Origin of the sequence: Campylobacter sp. BCW_6467, from assembly GCF_001762855.1 — a bacterium.
In the GTDB taxonomy this organism is placed as follows: Bacteria; Campylobacterota; Campylobacteria; order Campylobacterales; family Campylobacteraceae; genus Campylobacter_D; species Campylobacter_D jejuni.
In genome coordinates, this window is sequence record NZ_MJXP01000007.1 from 76,545 (window position 1) to 90,010 (window position 13,466).

Genomic DNA, 13,466 nt, shown 5'->3' on the forward strand with positions numbered 1-13,466 from the left:
TACCTTTATATCTAAAATTTTTAATATATTTATTTCAAAAGAAAGGAAATTTTATAGTTATATATTTTAACATAGTAAAATAAAAAATCCGCTTAATTCTTAAACAAGGTCTTAGCAAATTCGATTGCTTCATCACTAACAAGCTCTCCACTTACCATCCTAGCAAGCTCTTTAATTCTTTCTTTTTGATCAAGCTTTTTTACCTTACTTTCTTCGCCATTTTTTTCAACTAAAAAATGATTATGTGCCTTAGAGGAAAGTTGGGGTAAATGAGAAATAGCAAAAATTTGATAAAACTTAGAAAGCTCCTCTAAAACCTTAGCTATACTCATAGCCTCTTTTCCACTTAAATTTGCATCGATTTCATCTAAAAATAATATCCCTTTACCTGCATTTAAAATTTTACATTCTGTAGCTATAAAAGCAAGTCTTAAGCGATTTAATTCACCTGAACTTAAATTTTTTAAATGAGCTAAATTAATATCTAGCATTATCTCATCTTTGCCTAAAATTGAAATTTTTCCACTTTCTTTAAGCGTCAAACTTGCATCTTTCATATAAAGTTCTTTAAGATAATTATTTAAACATTTTTCTAATTTTTTAAGGTTTTTCTTTCTTGTTTGAGTTAAAATTTGTGCTTTTTCTTCTAATTTTTGTTTTGATTCTTGAAATTTTTTTTCAAGTTCTTTTTTTTCAAAACTTAAATTTTCATAATGTTCTAGTTCATGTTTTTTTTGTTTTAAAACTTCTAAAGCATTTTCTATGCTTTCATAACGCTTGATGAGATAGGATAAATTTTCAATGCGATCTAAAAGTGTCTCCACATCAAAATCCAAATCTTCCATTTTTTGATTTTCACAAATCACACGCAATTCATTTAAACATTCACTAAAAAAACTCGCATCAACTTCGCTTAAATTTAAAGCTTCAATAACAACTTTTTCAAGCTCAAAAATACGCTCTGCCTTACTCCAAGCTTCTTCTAATTTATCTTTTTTAGAAAGCTTCTTTTTAAATATTAAAAGCTCTTCATACTCGCCTATTTTAGGATTAATGCTTGAAATTTTTTCAATTTGCACTCTAGCTAATTCTTTTAATTCTTCTACTTTTTTTTCTTCTTCTAAAATTGCATTAAGCTCATTAGAAATTTGACTATAAGCATTAAAATCTTTTTTAAAATCTTCCAAAAAGGAAACAAAATTTGTATTTTCTTGCATTTCCAAGGCATCTAAGAGATTTAAAAATTTTTCATTTCCAAATTCGTTATTTTCCTTTGCGCTTAAATACTTAATAAAAGTTTTACTTAAATTTTGCAAACTTTTTTTCGCTATGCTTTGATTGTTAATAAAATATTTTGTGTTTTTTTCTTTTAAAAGCTTAAAAACATTCTCCTCTTCGCTTTCTATGCCAAAACTTTCTAAATCTAATTTATCATCTAGTTCTATTTCAACAATTTTAGCCTCACTTTCACTCAAAGAAAATGCGGATAAAATTCCTTTAAACAAGACCGATTTTCCAGCTCCACTTAACCCTGTAAAAACGGTAAGTCCTTTAGAAATTTCAAGCTCAGCCTTTTTAAAACCAAGATTTTCTTTCATAAAAATTCTATTTATCATCAATTTCCCCAGTGTAATTTTTCTTTTAAAATTTGAAAATAATCTCTATTTTTTGGGTGAATTAAAGCCACATTTTTATCACTTAAACCCACTTTTATACTTTTAAAATTATTCATTTTATAATTTTCTTGCCCATCAATGCAAAGTATGCAATCCTTTGCCATAATCTCTATTTCAAAACCTTTTGGCAAGACAATAGGGCGTTGTGTCAAAGAATGAGAACAAACAGGAGTTAAGATAAAAGCTTGAGCTAAAGTATAAACTATGGGCCCATTTGCACTTAAATTATAAGCTGTTGAACCCGCAGGAGTTGCAACAATAAGCCCATCTCCAAAATATTCATTAAATTTCTTTTCTTTTCTAAAAACTTCTATATGAGCCATAGAAGCTTGATTATTTTTACTAATAACCACATCATTAAAAGCCAATTTTTCTAAAATTTTTCCTTGCTTATCTTCTAAAAAAACACTTAACAAATAAGGCTTTTCTATTCTAAATTCTCCTTGAAAAAAAGCTTGAAAAAAATTTTCAGCTTCATCAACTTTAAAATCTGTTAAAAAACCTAAATGTCCAGCATGAATTCCTAAAACTGCTTTATCATATTCACAAGCTTTACGGCATAAAGAAATCAAAGTTCCATCTCCACCTAAAGAAATAACAAAATCGGATATTTTAAACAAATCATCCAATCCATACTTTGGCAAATCTAAAATTTCAGAACTTTCTTTAAACAATACAAGTTCAACTTTATATATAGATAAAATCGATTGAAGTTTTAAAATTTCCTTATCTAAACTCACATTGGGTCGTGTAACAAGTCCAATTTTTTTAATATTTTTATGATCTATTTTATTTTGCATAAAAAATTATATCAAATCTTAGCAAAGCAAAAGAATAAAAATACTATAATTTTGCTCATTATCTTAAAAAATCTTTTTCAAGGAATAAATTTGCGAAGTCATTATAATACAGACTTGGGAATTTCCCATGTTGGTCAAAGCGTTAAACTTTGCGGTTGGGTAAATAGCTACCGCGATCATGGTGGAGTTATTTTTATAGATTTAAGAGATAGAAGTGGTATTATCCAACTTGTTTGCGATCCAAATGATAGTAAAGAAGCTCATGAAATCGCTTCCAATGCAAGAAATGAATTTGTACTTATTGCAGAAGGTGCTATTCGTCCGCGTGGCGAAGGACTTGTAAATCCTAAATTAAAAACAGGAGAAATCGAAGTAGTTGTTTCTAAACTTACCATAGAAAATGAAAGTGCCGTGCCTCCTTTTGCTATCGCTGATGAAAGTGTAAATGAAGAATTACGTTTAAAATATCGCTTTTTAGATTTAAGAAATCCTAAACTTTATGAAAATTTTGCCCTGCGTTCTAAAGCTTGTATAGCAGCTAGAAATTCTTTGGCAAATATGGGATTTTTAGAAGTTGAAACCCCTATTCTTACCAAAGCTACTCCTGAAGGCGCAAGAGATTATCTCGTGCCTTCTCGTGTGCATCAGGGTGAATTTTATGCTCTTCCGCAAAGCCCTCAGCTTTTCAAACAACTTTTAATGTGTAGCGGTTTTGATCGTTATTTTCAAATCGCAAAATGTTTTAGAGACGAAGATTTAAGAGCTGATCGCCAACCTGAATTCACACAAATTGATGTTGAAATGAGTTTTTGTGAACAAAAAGATGTGATCAATGTAGCCGAAACTTTTTTAAAAGATATTTTCAAAGCTTGCGGCAAAGAAATTCAAACCCCTTTTAGGCAAATGCAATACAAAGACGCTATGGAGAATTATGGCTCTGATAAGCCAGATTTAAGATTTGATCTTAAATTTATTGATGTGATTGATATTTTTGCTAAGTCAAATAATGAAATTTTTGCAAATATTGCCAAAGATACAAAGAAAAATCGCATCAAAGCCATACGTGTTCCAAAAGGCGATACTATTTTTTCAAAAAGACAAATGCAAAGATTTGAAGAATTTGTGCGTAAATTTGGTGCCCAAGGCTTAGCTTTTATACAAGTTAAAGAAGATGGGCTTAAAGGTCCACTTTGCAAATTCTTTAGCGAAGAAGATTTAAATGAGCTAAGCAAACGCTGTGAGCTTGAAGTAGGAGATGTGGTATTTTTCGGTGCAGGAGCTAAAAAAACCGTGCTTGATTATATGGGAAGATTTAGAATTTTCTTAGCCAACGAGTTAAATCTTATAGATCCAAATGCCTTAGAATTCTTATGGGTTGTTGATTTTCCTATGTTTGAGCAAAATGATGACGGAAGTTATTCTGCGATGCACCATCCTTTTACTATGCCAAAAAATATCAATGAAGCTGATTTAGAAGAAATTTCATCTATCGCTTATGATGTAGTACTAAACGGCGTTGAGCTAGGTGGAGGTAGTATAAGAATCCATAAAAACGATATTCAGCAAAAAGTATTTAAACTTTTAAATATCAATGAAGAACAACAAAAAGAAAAATTTGGTTTCTTACTTGATGCTTTAAGTTTTGGTGCTCCACCACATGGAGGTATCGCTATAGGACTTGATAGACTCATCATGCTAGTTACAGGAGCAAACAGCATAAGAGAGGTTATAGCCTTTCCAAAAACCCAAAGAGCGCAATGCTTAATGACAGATGCACCATCACCTGCTAACAATGAAGCAATGAGAGAATTAGGAATCAAATTAAGGGAGAATATAAAATGAAAGAATTGTTTTTAATCATAGGTGCACCAGGTAGTGGAAAAACTACCGATGCTAGTTTAATCGCACAAGCAGATGCGACAAATATCACACACTATTCAACAGGCGATCTTTTAAGAGCTGAAGTAGCAAGTGGGAGTGAACTTGGAAAAACTATAGATAGTTTTATATCCAAAGGCAATCTTGTTCCTTTAGATGTTGTTGTAAATACTATAGTTTGCGCACTAAAAGCTGCTCCAACTAAAACTATCATCATCGATGGCTATCCAAGAAGCGTAGAACAAATGATGGAATTTGACAAGGTTTTAAGTGAACAAAATGAAATTTGTCTTAAAGGTGTCATAGAAGTAAGAGTAAGCGAAGAAGTTGCCAAAGAAAGAGTTCTAGGCAGAAATCGTGGTGCAGATGATAATGAAGAAGTATTTTATAATAGAATGAAAGTTTATACAGAACCTTTAAATGAAATTTTAGATTTTTATCAAAAGAAAAAACTTCATTTTATTATCGATGGGGAACGCACTATCGAACCTATCGTTGCAGACATGAAAGAACTGATTAAAAAAATTCAAAGTATATAAGGAGAAAAAATGGATTTAAGCAAAATCAAAATCGGAGATATTCCAAATAAAATCAATGCCGTAATCGAAATTCCATACGGCTCAAGCATCAAATACGAAATCGATAAAGATAGTGGTGCTATCATGGTAGATCGCGTTATGGCTAGTGCGATGTTTTACCCAGCAAACTATGGTTTTATTGCCAATACTTTGGCTGATGATGGTGATCCTGTGGATATTTTAGTGCTTAATGAATATCCTATCCAAGCTGGAGCCGTGATTCCTTGCCGCTTAATCGGTGTTTTAATCATGGAAGATGAAAGTGGAATGGATGAAAAACTTCTTGCGGTTCCAAATTCAAAAATAGATGCAAGATATGATAATATAAAAACTTACACAGATTTGCCACAAGCAACTTTAAATAAAATCAAAAATTTCTTTGAAACTTATAAAATTTTAGAACCAAATAAATGGGTTAAAGTACAAGATTTTAAAGATGAAAAAGCTGCAATTGAAATTTTAGAAAAAGCAATCAAAAACTACAAATAATCCTAGCCCTTCAAAGGGCTAAACTCAAGGAAAACTCGCAATGAAAAATATCGTTTTAGGTGGTGGTTGTTTTTGGTGTGTTGAAGCCGTATTTGAACGCCTAAAAGGTGTAATCGATACTGAAGTTGGATATAGCGGAGGAAATCCAAATCCTAGCTATGAAAGCGTGTGTAATGGTGATGGTAACATAGAAGTTGTCAAAATAAATTACGATGAAAAACAAATCTCTCTTCTTGAAATCTTAACACTCTTTTTTAAAATTCATGATCCAACAAGTATAGATAAACAAGGTGGAGATATTGGTATACAATATCGCTCAATAATCTTTTACGAAAATGAAGAAGATAAAATTTTAGCTCAAAATTTCATCGAAGAACAGCAAAAAATATTTAGCAAAAAAATAGTTACTAAAATTTCAAGATTGCAAACTTACTACAAAGCTGAAAACTATCATCAACATTATTTTATAAATAATCCCAATCAAGGATATTGTCAAGCTGTAATAGCTCCAAAACTGCAAAAAATACAATCAGACTAATTTCATCTTTTTAAGGTTAAAAAAATTTCAACTTTATTCACAGCCTTTTCACGCTGTGATTTTCTTTTCAAAGTACTTAAAAATAGAACTTTAAGCTTTAAAATAAAGAAAAAATTATTTATTGTTTTTTAAGTTTTTTTATGAATTTGTATTTAAATGTGAATAATTTTATTAATTAACATAATTTCCTAAGCTTAGCTATAAAAAATCCATCATAGTCTAAGCTTGGTAAAATCCGTCTACATTTTGAAATTTCAGCAAATTCTTCACTTTGCCCTACTTTAGCCTCAACATTTTCCAAATCAATATCTAAAAGCTCTAATTTAAACTCGCTTTTTAAAGCATTCTCTATCACTTCTTCATTTTCTTCCTTGGTAAAGGTACAAGTACTATATATAAGCTCTCCACCTATTTTTAATGCCTTTAAAGCAGAATGTAGAAGTTTTTTTTGAGTTTTTGCAATATTTTTGATTTCTTTATAACTTTTTTCCAAATCAAAACCTATTTTAGCAAAAGTTGAACAAGGCGCATCAAGTAAGATTTTATCAAATTTTAAAGGACACAAATTGCCTATATTTTTACCATCTTTCATAAAAACTTTAGCATTCACGCCGTAATTTTTAAGATTTTTTTGCAAAATAAAAAATCTATCCCTACTCATCTCATTGCAAGCTAAATAACCTGTATTTTGCATAAAATTTGCAAGATTGATACTTTTGCCACCCGGAGCTGCACACATATCAAGAACACTTTGCCCTGCTTTAACTTCTAAATTTAAAGCACACAAATAAGAAGAATAATTTTGTATATAAAAGTACGCTTCATTAAAAACTTTCATAGAACTTAAGATGGCTTTATCTTTGGCGTCAAACAAATAACAATAAGCATTGATCTTTTTAAATTTTAAATTTTGTTTTAAAAATTCTTTTTCTAATTCTTCAGTGCTAATTTTTAAAGTATTTACAAATACGCAAACATTTTTTTCTTGAGTAAAAGAAGATAAAATATTTTGCATTTCATCTTTGGTATAAAGTTTTTCTATTCTAGAGAGCAAAATAATCCTTTATCATGATAAAAGCAGCTAAAGAATCTAATTTACCATCTTTTTTGCGTGTATTGGCTACGCCGTATCCTAAAGCTTCTTTACTTGTTCCACTTTCATCTACAAAGCAAATTTCTTTATCAAATTCAAGCAAAGAAACAAAATGCTTAATGCGTCTTGTCATTTCTTCTTCACTTGATCCACCCTTAGGAATGCCTACAATGAGTAAAGAAATTTCATGTATTTTAAGTAAATTTTTGATTTCATTAGCGGCTTGATTGCGATTTTTTCTTAAAACTGCATCTAAAGGCAAAGCGATCTTTTTATCTACGCAAAGTGCTACACCTATGCGTTTTAAACCTACATCTAAAGCCAAAGCTCTCATACTAAAACCCTTATAAAAAGCCCTTCTATGGAAATTTTTCCCTCAAGTTCGTATTCATAAACTTTTTGTCCATAAATTTTTAAAGCCTCATCAACACTCACACCTTTTTTACAAAACTCTAAAAATTCATCTTGATTTATATCTATACTTGCAAACTCACTTACAAATTCTTTAAAATCACAGATTAACTTTGCTTTATTTTCCTTTAAAAGCAAATTAGTCCCTGTGCTTTCTCCTAGTCTTTGCGGTAAAACATATAAAGGCTTATTAAGCTCTAAAGCAAGCCTTGCACTTTGCATAGAACCACTTTTTATATCTGCTTGTGCAACCACAACAGCCTTACTTAAAGCAATAACCAAACGATTTCTTAGTAAAAAATCATAATTTTTTGGCAAATAATCATCTTCGTATTCGCTTAAAGCTAAAGCATTTTCATAAATTTGTTTAATGATTTTTTCATTAGTTCTTGGGTAAATTTGTTCCAAACCATTAGCAAAAATACCTATAGTATTTGGCATAGCTGCCATACTTGCAGTGATATCCACACCTAAAGCACCGCCACTTACCACGCAAAGATGGGTATTTTTAAGCATACTCGCTAAGGAAAAAACACAATTTTTCGTATAAACACTCATACGCCTTGAACCTATAATAGCGATTTTATCTTGTCTTAATAAAGATAAATTTCCTTTGTAGTGTAATTTTTTAGGAGGCTTTTTTAAATCTTTAAAAAGTTTCAAAAATTCATCAGGCAAAATTTCACTTGCCATAAATTTCACTCAAATACACAAGATCAACGCCTTTTAACAAATCCTTACTTTGCTCTAAGGCTTTAAAAGTATTTTTCCTAGGATGTCCTATGGCTATAACAAAACCTTTTTTTTGTGCAAGTTTTACTGCGCTTTGAAGTTGTTTTTTAACATAATTAACATCATCTTCATTATCCAAAAACACATCTCTTTGTATATAAGGCATACTGAGTTCTTTAGCGATTTTATTTGCCTTAGAATTTCCTATAGTTTTAGAATCTACAAAAAATATATTTTGATTTTTTAAAGCCTCGTAAAGCTTTCTCATAGCTTCTTCATTGCTTGTAAATAAACTTCCTGTGTGATTATTGATATATCTTAAATCCTTAAAATCTTTTTTAATTTGCTTGATTTTTTTAAAAATTCTTTCTTTGCTATCATTTGGATTTAAAGTATCAAGCTCGGGTTTATTGTAATTAATTGCTGCTAAAGGTAAATGCACCATATAAAAATCAAATTTTAAAGCAAGTTTTGGCGTTTCGTTATGGTTTTTATCTGGCGGGAAAAAAGAAGGATTTAACTTTAAATTTAAAGCTTTTAAACCTCTAACCTGACTTGCATTTGCCATATCATCGATAATAATAGCAAGTTTTGGTTTTTTAGAAATTTTATTTAAATGAATATCTTCATCAAAAGTTAAATTTTGATCTTGGGTTAAATTTGTATCTTTTGGAATAAAATTTTGTTCTAAACTCTGATTTTGCTCTAAACTTAAATTCTGCTCCACGCTGCTTAAATTTTGCTCATTTAAACTTGTATTTAAATCATCAATTTCTTGAATTTTTTGCTCTAAAATACTTACAGATTTATTATTATCAAACTCATTCTCTTGAAAAATACCAATTTCATAATGATCTTTGTTTAATGAAATTAAATCTTCTTGTTTATCAACAAAATAATCCGGCTTAACAGAAGAAACATCTTGGGAATTTTGATATTTTACTAAAATTCCCAAAGCTAAAGCTATACAAAGTAAAAAAAGTATAGCTATGATTAAATAACGCTGAATTTGAACTAATTTTTTCTTTGACAATGTTTAGTTCTTATCTTTATCTACTAATTTTTTAGCACTGATCCAAGGCATCATAGCACGCAAATTGCGTCCTGTTTTTTCTATCAAAGAATCATTCATATTTTTGCGTTCTGCATGCATTCTAGCAAAACCTGCACGGCGTTCTAAGATAAAATCTTTTGCAAAAACACCATTTTGTATATCTTTTAAAACACCTTTCATCGCTTTTTTAGTCTCTTCAGTAATAATCTTTGGCCCTGTGATGTAATCGCCGTATTCTGCAGTATTTGAGATAGAATAACGCATATCTGCAATACCACCTTGATAAATCAAATCCACAATGAGTTTCATTTCATGCAAACACTCAAAATAAGCCATTTCAGGTTCATAACCTGCTTCAACTAAAGTCTCAAAACCTGCTTGAATCAAAGCACTAAGTCCACCACAAAGCACGGCTTGTTCACCAAAAAGATCTGTTTCTGTTTCAGCTTTAAAGGTTGTTTCTATAATACCTGTGCGTCCGCCCCCAATCGCACTCGCATAACTTAAGGCTAAATTTTTAGCATTTTTACTTTCATCTTGATGAATAGCTATCAAGCAAGGAGTTCCACCACCTAAAGTAAATTCATTTCTTACTGTATGTCCTGGTGCTTTAGGTGCTATCATAATAACATCTACACCTTTTGGAACAACAATTTGACCATAGTGGATATTAAAACCGTGCGCAAAAGCTATAGCCTTACCTTCACTTAAATTTGGTTTTATTTCGACATTAAAAATATCTGCTTGAATTTCATCAGGAGCTAAAATCATAATCATATCTGCTGTCTTAGAAGCCTCACTTACACTCATTACTTCAAAACCAGCATTTTTTGCTTTAACAGCACTTACACTACCTTCGCGAAGTCCGATAATTACATTTACGCCATTATCTCTTAAATTCATCGCATGAGCGTGTCCTTGAGAGCCAAAGCCTATAATTGCTACTTTTTTTGATTTGATTAAATTTAAATCACAATCTTTATCATAATATACCGTAATAGCCATATTCACTCCTTAAAAATTCAAAAATTAAAGGTATTATTATAGCAATTAAAGTATAAATTTCATATTTTTTTTATAAACTTTATGTAAGAATTTTACAAAAAATCATAAAGTATTAAAAGTGAAAGAATTTTTAAACAGTCTTAGTTATGGCATTAGCTCTCACGAAGTAAGCAATGAATTTAAACAAATTTTAAGAGAGCTTTTAGCTAATCATATCATCAAAGAACACAAAAACAAATACTATCTTAACAATGGTTTTGCCTTTGGAGTACTTGATATTTCAAGTAAAGGCACAGGTTTTTTACAATGCTTTGATGAAAGTTTCAAAAAAGATCTTTTGATAGAAAACAAAAACCTAAAAGGTGCAAACTATAAAGATATAGTCGCAGTAAAACTTCTACCTTTAAAGAAAAAACGCCCCAGTGCAAAGGTGATTTTGGTTCTAAAAAGAGCCAATGAAACCTCTTTAGTGATCACCAAAAGGTACGGCGAAGCCGTGCTTGGAATGAATATCAAAACAGGATTAAGCACTGCCTTAAAAGCTTCTCAAAAATCCTTAAAAGCACTACCTTTAGGGACAATTTTAAAAATAGAAAATGAAAATAACAATATCATAGAAGTTTTAGGACATATCGATGATGAAAGCGTAGATGAAAAAATCTCCTTAGCTCTTTTTAATAAAAATAACGAATTTAGCGACGCTTGTATCAAAGAAGCTCTAGCAAACGGTGATAGCGTTGATGCGAGTATGTATGAAAATCGCATGGATTTAAGAGCCTTGCCTTTTTGCACCATAGATCCTATACATGCAAAAGATTTTGATGATGCGATTTATTTTGACACTCAAAAACGAGAAATTTATGTAGCTATTGCTGATGTTAGCGAATATGTTTATGCTTATAGCGCTATAGATAAAGAAGCAAGAAATCGTGGATTTTCTATTTATTTTCCACATATTGCTATACCTATGTTACCGCATCCTTTAAGTGAAAATATCTGTTCTTTAAAACCTCATTTAGATCGCTTAGCGTATTGTTTTAAAATCACGCTCAATCATGAAAATAAAGTCATCAAAGAAGAACTTTTTGAAGGTATTATCAACTCAAAACGCCGTTTTAATTACGATGAAGTTGATGAAATTTTGGTACAAAAACCTGATTTAAAAGAACTTTCATGGCTTTATGAGCTTTTTGAAATCACAAAAAATTTACGCAAAATGCGTCTTAAAAATGCCTTTGAATTTCGCACCGAAGAATTAAGAATGAATTTAGATGAAAATTTAAGTCTAAAAAGCACAGTTTTTGAAAAAGACACGCCTTCGCATAATTTGATCGAAGATTGTATGCTTTTAGCCAATAAAGCCGCAGCAAAACTCATAGATATAGGTGTTTTTAGAAATCACTTAAGTGCTGATGCAAGAAAAATCGATAAGCTTTTAAATGAATTACGCGAACTCGGAATCGATGTAAATTTTAAGCCCAATCTTCCTGAGCTCATACGCGACATACAAGCTTTAGCCGATGAGTTAAATTTAAGAGCAGAAGTAGATAAACTCATCATCAAAGCACAAAAAAAAGCAGAATACTCTAGCGTCAATGCGGGACATTTTGGCTTAGGTTTTGATAAATACTCACATTTTACAAGCCCTATAAGAAGGTATTCTGATCTTATTTTGCACAGACTTTTAAAAGCCAAACAAAAAAACGATGAAAAACTTTTTAATTATCTGCTTTTAAACATAGAAAGCACTTGCGAGAGTCTTAGTACGCTTGAAAGAGAGGCGGATAAGGTTGCTTTTGATTTTATGGATAGAAAATTTGCTAGATGGGCAGCTAAAAATATAGGCAAAAAATTTAAAGCTTTAGTTGTGCAAAATGATGGAGTTTGCATAGCCAAACTAGATGATGAAATCAAAGGAGCGGATATAATCCTTTATGATACGCGTGTAAATTTACTAGAAAGTGTTGAAGTGCAAATCATGGAAGCGGATATAGTTATGGCAAAAATTTATGCTAAAATCACCCAAAGACTTATAAAGGAAGAAAATGTATAGAAAAGAGCTCCAAACCCTGCTTTCTAAAGATTCAATGCCTAATTTTTTCTTTCTTTATGGAGCAGATAATTTTCAAAGTGAACTTTATGCTGAATTTATAAAAGAAAAATATAAGCCCGATGAAACTTTAAAACTTTTTTTTGAAGAATACAACTTCACTCATGCAAGTGATTTTTTAAGCACAGGATCGCTTTTTAGCGAAAAAAAATTACTAGAAATCAAAACTTCTAAAAAAATTCCAATAAAAGATCTTAAAATTTTAGTCGAACTTTGCAAAAACAATGCGAACAATTTCTTTCTTTTAGAACTTTATGATGAAAGTTCAAAGCAAAGCGACATAGAAAAAATTTTCTCTCCTCATTTTGTAAGATTTTTTAAAGCTAACGGAGCTAAAGAAGGCGTGGAGCTTTTAAGCATAAAAGCAAAACAACTAAGGGTTGAAATCACTCAAAATGCTTTGTTTACCCTTTTTACAAGTTTTGATGAAAACTTGTATCTTGCTGCGAGTGAGCTTAATAAATTTAGTGGTTTAAGAGTAGATGAAAAAACCATAGAACAATACTGCTATAGTTTAAATACAGGAAGTTTTGAAAGCTTTTTTGAGAAAATTTTAAAAAAACAAGACTTTAAAAGCGAACTTGAAAAAATTTTAGATAATTTTAATGAAATTGCTTTAATCAACTCTTTATATAATTCTTTTTATCGTTTATTTAAAATCGCACTTTATGCTAAAATCAATGGCAAAATTGATTTTAAAGAGCTTTTAGGCTACACTCCACCCCCTCAAGTGGGACAAAATTTAAGCTCTCAAGCCTTTAGTTTAAAAATCGAACAATATAAAGAAATTTTCACTCTTTTGCTTAAAAGCGAATACGAGCTTAAAACCAATTCTAAACTCGTAAAAAAAGAATTTTTGATTTCAAATTTGCTTAAACTTGCAAGGATTTTAAAAAGTTAATTTTTAATCTTCAATCCTCTTCACTTCTTTTTAATCGTATTAAAATAATTTAAAATGATTGTATTGTTAATCTTAGCTGAGTTTTTAAAATACTTTAAAAGAATGATTGCAATCCAAAAAGAATTTAACGACTTTAACAACATCCATCCTAATAATTTTAAAATTATCAGGATGAAATTTTAACAAGCTAGGAGAGTAAAC

The 13,466-nt window shown here is 30.4% G+C and carries 13 protein-coding genes; 6 read left to right on the top strand and 7 right to left on the bottom strand.

Annotated elements, in window-relative coordinates:
• Positions 1 to 92: 92 nt before the first annotated feature.
• The gene (locus AJ888_RS00915) at positions 93 to 1,616 is read right to left on the bottom strand and encodes a DNA recombination protein RecN (protein ID WP_070296084.1); all 1,524 of its coding nucleotides are present in this window, start codon (positions 1,614 to 1,616) and stop codon (positions 93 to 95) included.
• The gene (locus tag AJ888_RS00920) at positions 1,616 to 2,476 is read right to left on the bottom strand and encodes an NAD(+) kinase (protein WP_002861339.1); all 861 of its coding nucleotides are present in this window, start codon (positions 2,474 to 2,476) and stop codon (positions 1,616 to 1,618) included. Before AJ888_RS00920 ends, AJ888_RS00915 begins: the two co-directional genes overlap by 1 nt.
• Positions 2,477 to 2,566: 90 nt before the next feature.
• On the opposite strand from AJ888_RS00920, the gene aspS reads away from it, so the two are divergent.
• From aspS to msrA, 4 genes are read left to right on the top strand one after another with little or no spacing between them, the layout of a single operon-like run.
• Positions 2,567 to 4,318: an aspartate--tRNA ligase gene (gene aspS / locus AJ888_RS00925; protein WP_044794343.1), complete on the top strand. Its 1,752-nt coding sequence runs from the start codon at positions 2,567 to 2,569 to the stop codon at positions 4,316 to 4,318.
• A complete protein-coding gene (locus AJ888_RS00930) occupies positions 4,315 to 4,893 on the top strand; it encodes an adenylate kinase (RefSeq protein ID WP_002855137.1) in 579 nt (192 codons plus the stop codon). The genes aspS and AJ888_RS00930 overlap by 4 nt, the downstream gene beginning before the upstream one ends.
• A 9-nt stretch (positions 4,894 to 4,902) precedes the next feature.
• Entirely contained in the window at positions 4,903 to 5,421 is a 519-nt protein-coding gene (gene ppa, locus AJ888_RS00935; protein ID WP_002855031.1) for an inorganic diphosphatase, read from the top strand.
• A 40-nt stretch (positions 5,422 to 5,461) separates the two neighbouring features.
• Positions 5,462 to 5,959 carry a peptide-methionine (S)-S-oxide reductase MsrA gene (gene msrA / locus AJ888_RS00940; protein ID WP_002855174.1) on the top strand — a complete coding sequence of 166 codons (498 nt, stop codon included), beginning with the start codon at positions 5,462 to 5,464 and terminating at the stop codon, positions 5,957 to 5,959.
• Positions 5,960 to 6,134: 175 nt separating this feature from the next.
• Here msrA and AJ888_RS00945 read toward each other — a convergent pair whose 3' ends face one another.
• From AJ888_RS00945 to ilvC, 5 genes are read right to left on the bottom strand one after another with little or no spacing between them, the layout of a single operon-like run.
• A complete protein-coding gene (locus AJ888_RS00945; RefSeq protein ID WP_079861058.1) occupies positions 6,135 to 6,974 on the bottom strand; it encodes an RsmB/NOP family class I SAM-dependent RNA methyltransferase in 840 nt (279 codons plus the stop codon).
• Positions 6,975 to 7,002: 28 nt separating this feature from the next.
• Complete coding sequence (ruvX, locus tag AJ888_RS00950) at positions 7,003 to 7,386, bottom strand: Holliday junction resolvase RuvX (RefSeq protein WP_002861336.1); 384 nt, start codon at positions 7,384 to 7,386, stop codon at positions 7,003 to 7,005.
• Positions 7,383 to 8,156: a DNA-processing protein DprA gene (locus AJ888_RS00955; protein ID WP_002861335.1), complete on the bottom strand. Its 774-nt coding sequence runs from the start codon at positions 8,154 to 8,156 to the stop codon at positions 7,383 to 7,385. The genes ruvX and AJ888_RS00955 overlap by 4 nt, the downstream gene beginning before the upstream one ends.
• Positions 8,146 to 9,228 carry a divergent polysaccharide deacetylase family protein gene (locus tag AJ888_RS00960; RefSeq protein WP_002861334.1) on the bottom strand — a complete coding sequence of 361 codons (1,083 nt, stop codon included), beginning with the start codon at positions 9,226 to 9,228 and terminating at the stop codon, positions 8,146 to 8,148. The genes AJ888_RS00955 and AJ888_RS00960 overlap by 11 nt, the downstream gene beginning before the upstream one ends.
• A gap of 3 nt (positions 9,229 to 9,231) precedes the next feature.
• Positions 9,232 to 10,254: a ketol-acid reductoisomerase gene (gene ilvC / locus AJ888_RS00965; protein WP_002861333.1), complete on the bottom strand. Its 1,023-nt coding sequence runs from the start codon at positions 10,252 to 10,254 to the stop codon at positions 9,232 to 9,234.
• 118 nt (positions 10,255 to 10,372) lie between these two features.
• On the opposite strand from ilvC, the gene AJ888_RS00970 reads away from it, so the two are divergent.
• Entirely contained in the window at positions 10,373 to 12,307 is a 1,935-nt protein-coding gene (locus AJ888_RS00970; RefSeq protein WP_002861332.1) for an RNB domain-containing ribonuclease, read from the top strand.
• Complete coding sequence (locus AJ888_RS00975) at positions 12,300 to 13,265, top strand: DNA polymerase III subunit delta (protein ID WP_002861331.1); 966 nt, start codon at positions 12,300 to 12,302, stop codon at positions 13,263 to 13,265. The genes AJ888_RS00970 and AJ888_RS00975 overlap by 8 nt, the downstream gene beginning before the upstream one ends.
• Positions 13,266 to 13,466 lie beyond the last annotated feature (201 nt).

Bases quoted from the DNA above. Each gene is read 5' to 3' on its own strand.
- AJ888_RS00915 (WP_070296084.1), bottom strand. From the start codon at position 1,616: ATGATAAATAGAATTTTTATGAAAGAAAATCTTGGTTTTAAAAAGGCT.
- AJ888_RS00920 (WP_002861339.1), bottom strand. From the start codon at position 2,476: ATGCAAAATAAAATAGATCATAAAAATATTAAAAAAATTGGACTTGTT.
- AJ888_RS00930 (WP_002855137.1), top strand. From the start codon at position 4,315: ATGAAAGAATTGTTTTTAATCATAGGTGCACCAGGTAGTGGAAAAACT.
- ppa (WP_002855031.1), top strand. From the start codon at position 4,903: ATGGATTTAAGCAAAATCAAAATCGGAGATATTCCAAATAAAATCAAT.
- msrA (WP_002855174.1), top strand. From the start codon at position 5,462: ATGAAAAATATCGTTTTAGGTGGTGGTTGTTTTTGGTGTGTTGAAGCC.
- AJ888_RS00945 (WP_079861058.1), bottom strand. From the start codon at position 6,974: ATGCAAAATATTTTATCTTCTTTTACTCAAGAAAAAAATGTTTGCGTA.
- ruvX (WP_002861336.1), bottom strand. From the start codon at position 7,386: ATGAGAGCTTTGGCTTTAGATGTAGGTTTAAAACGCATAGGTGTAGCA.
- AJ888_RS00955 (WP_002861335.1), bottom strand. From the start codon at position 8,156: ATGGCAAGTGAAATTTTGCCTGATGAATTTTTGAAACTTTTTAAAGAT.
- ilvC (WP_002861333.1), bottom strand. From the start codon at position 10,254: ATGGCTATTACGGTATATTATGATAAAGATTGTGATTTAAATTTAATC.
- AJ888_RS00975 (WP_002861331.1), top strand. From the start codon at position 12,300: ATGTATAGAAAAGAGCTCCAAACCCTGCTTTCTAAAGATTCAATGCCT.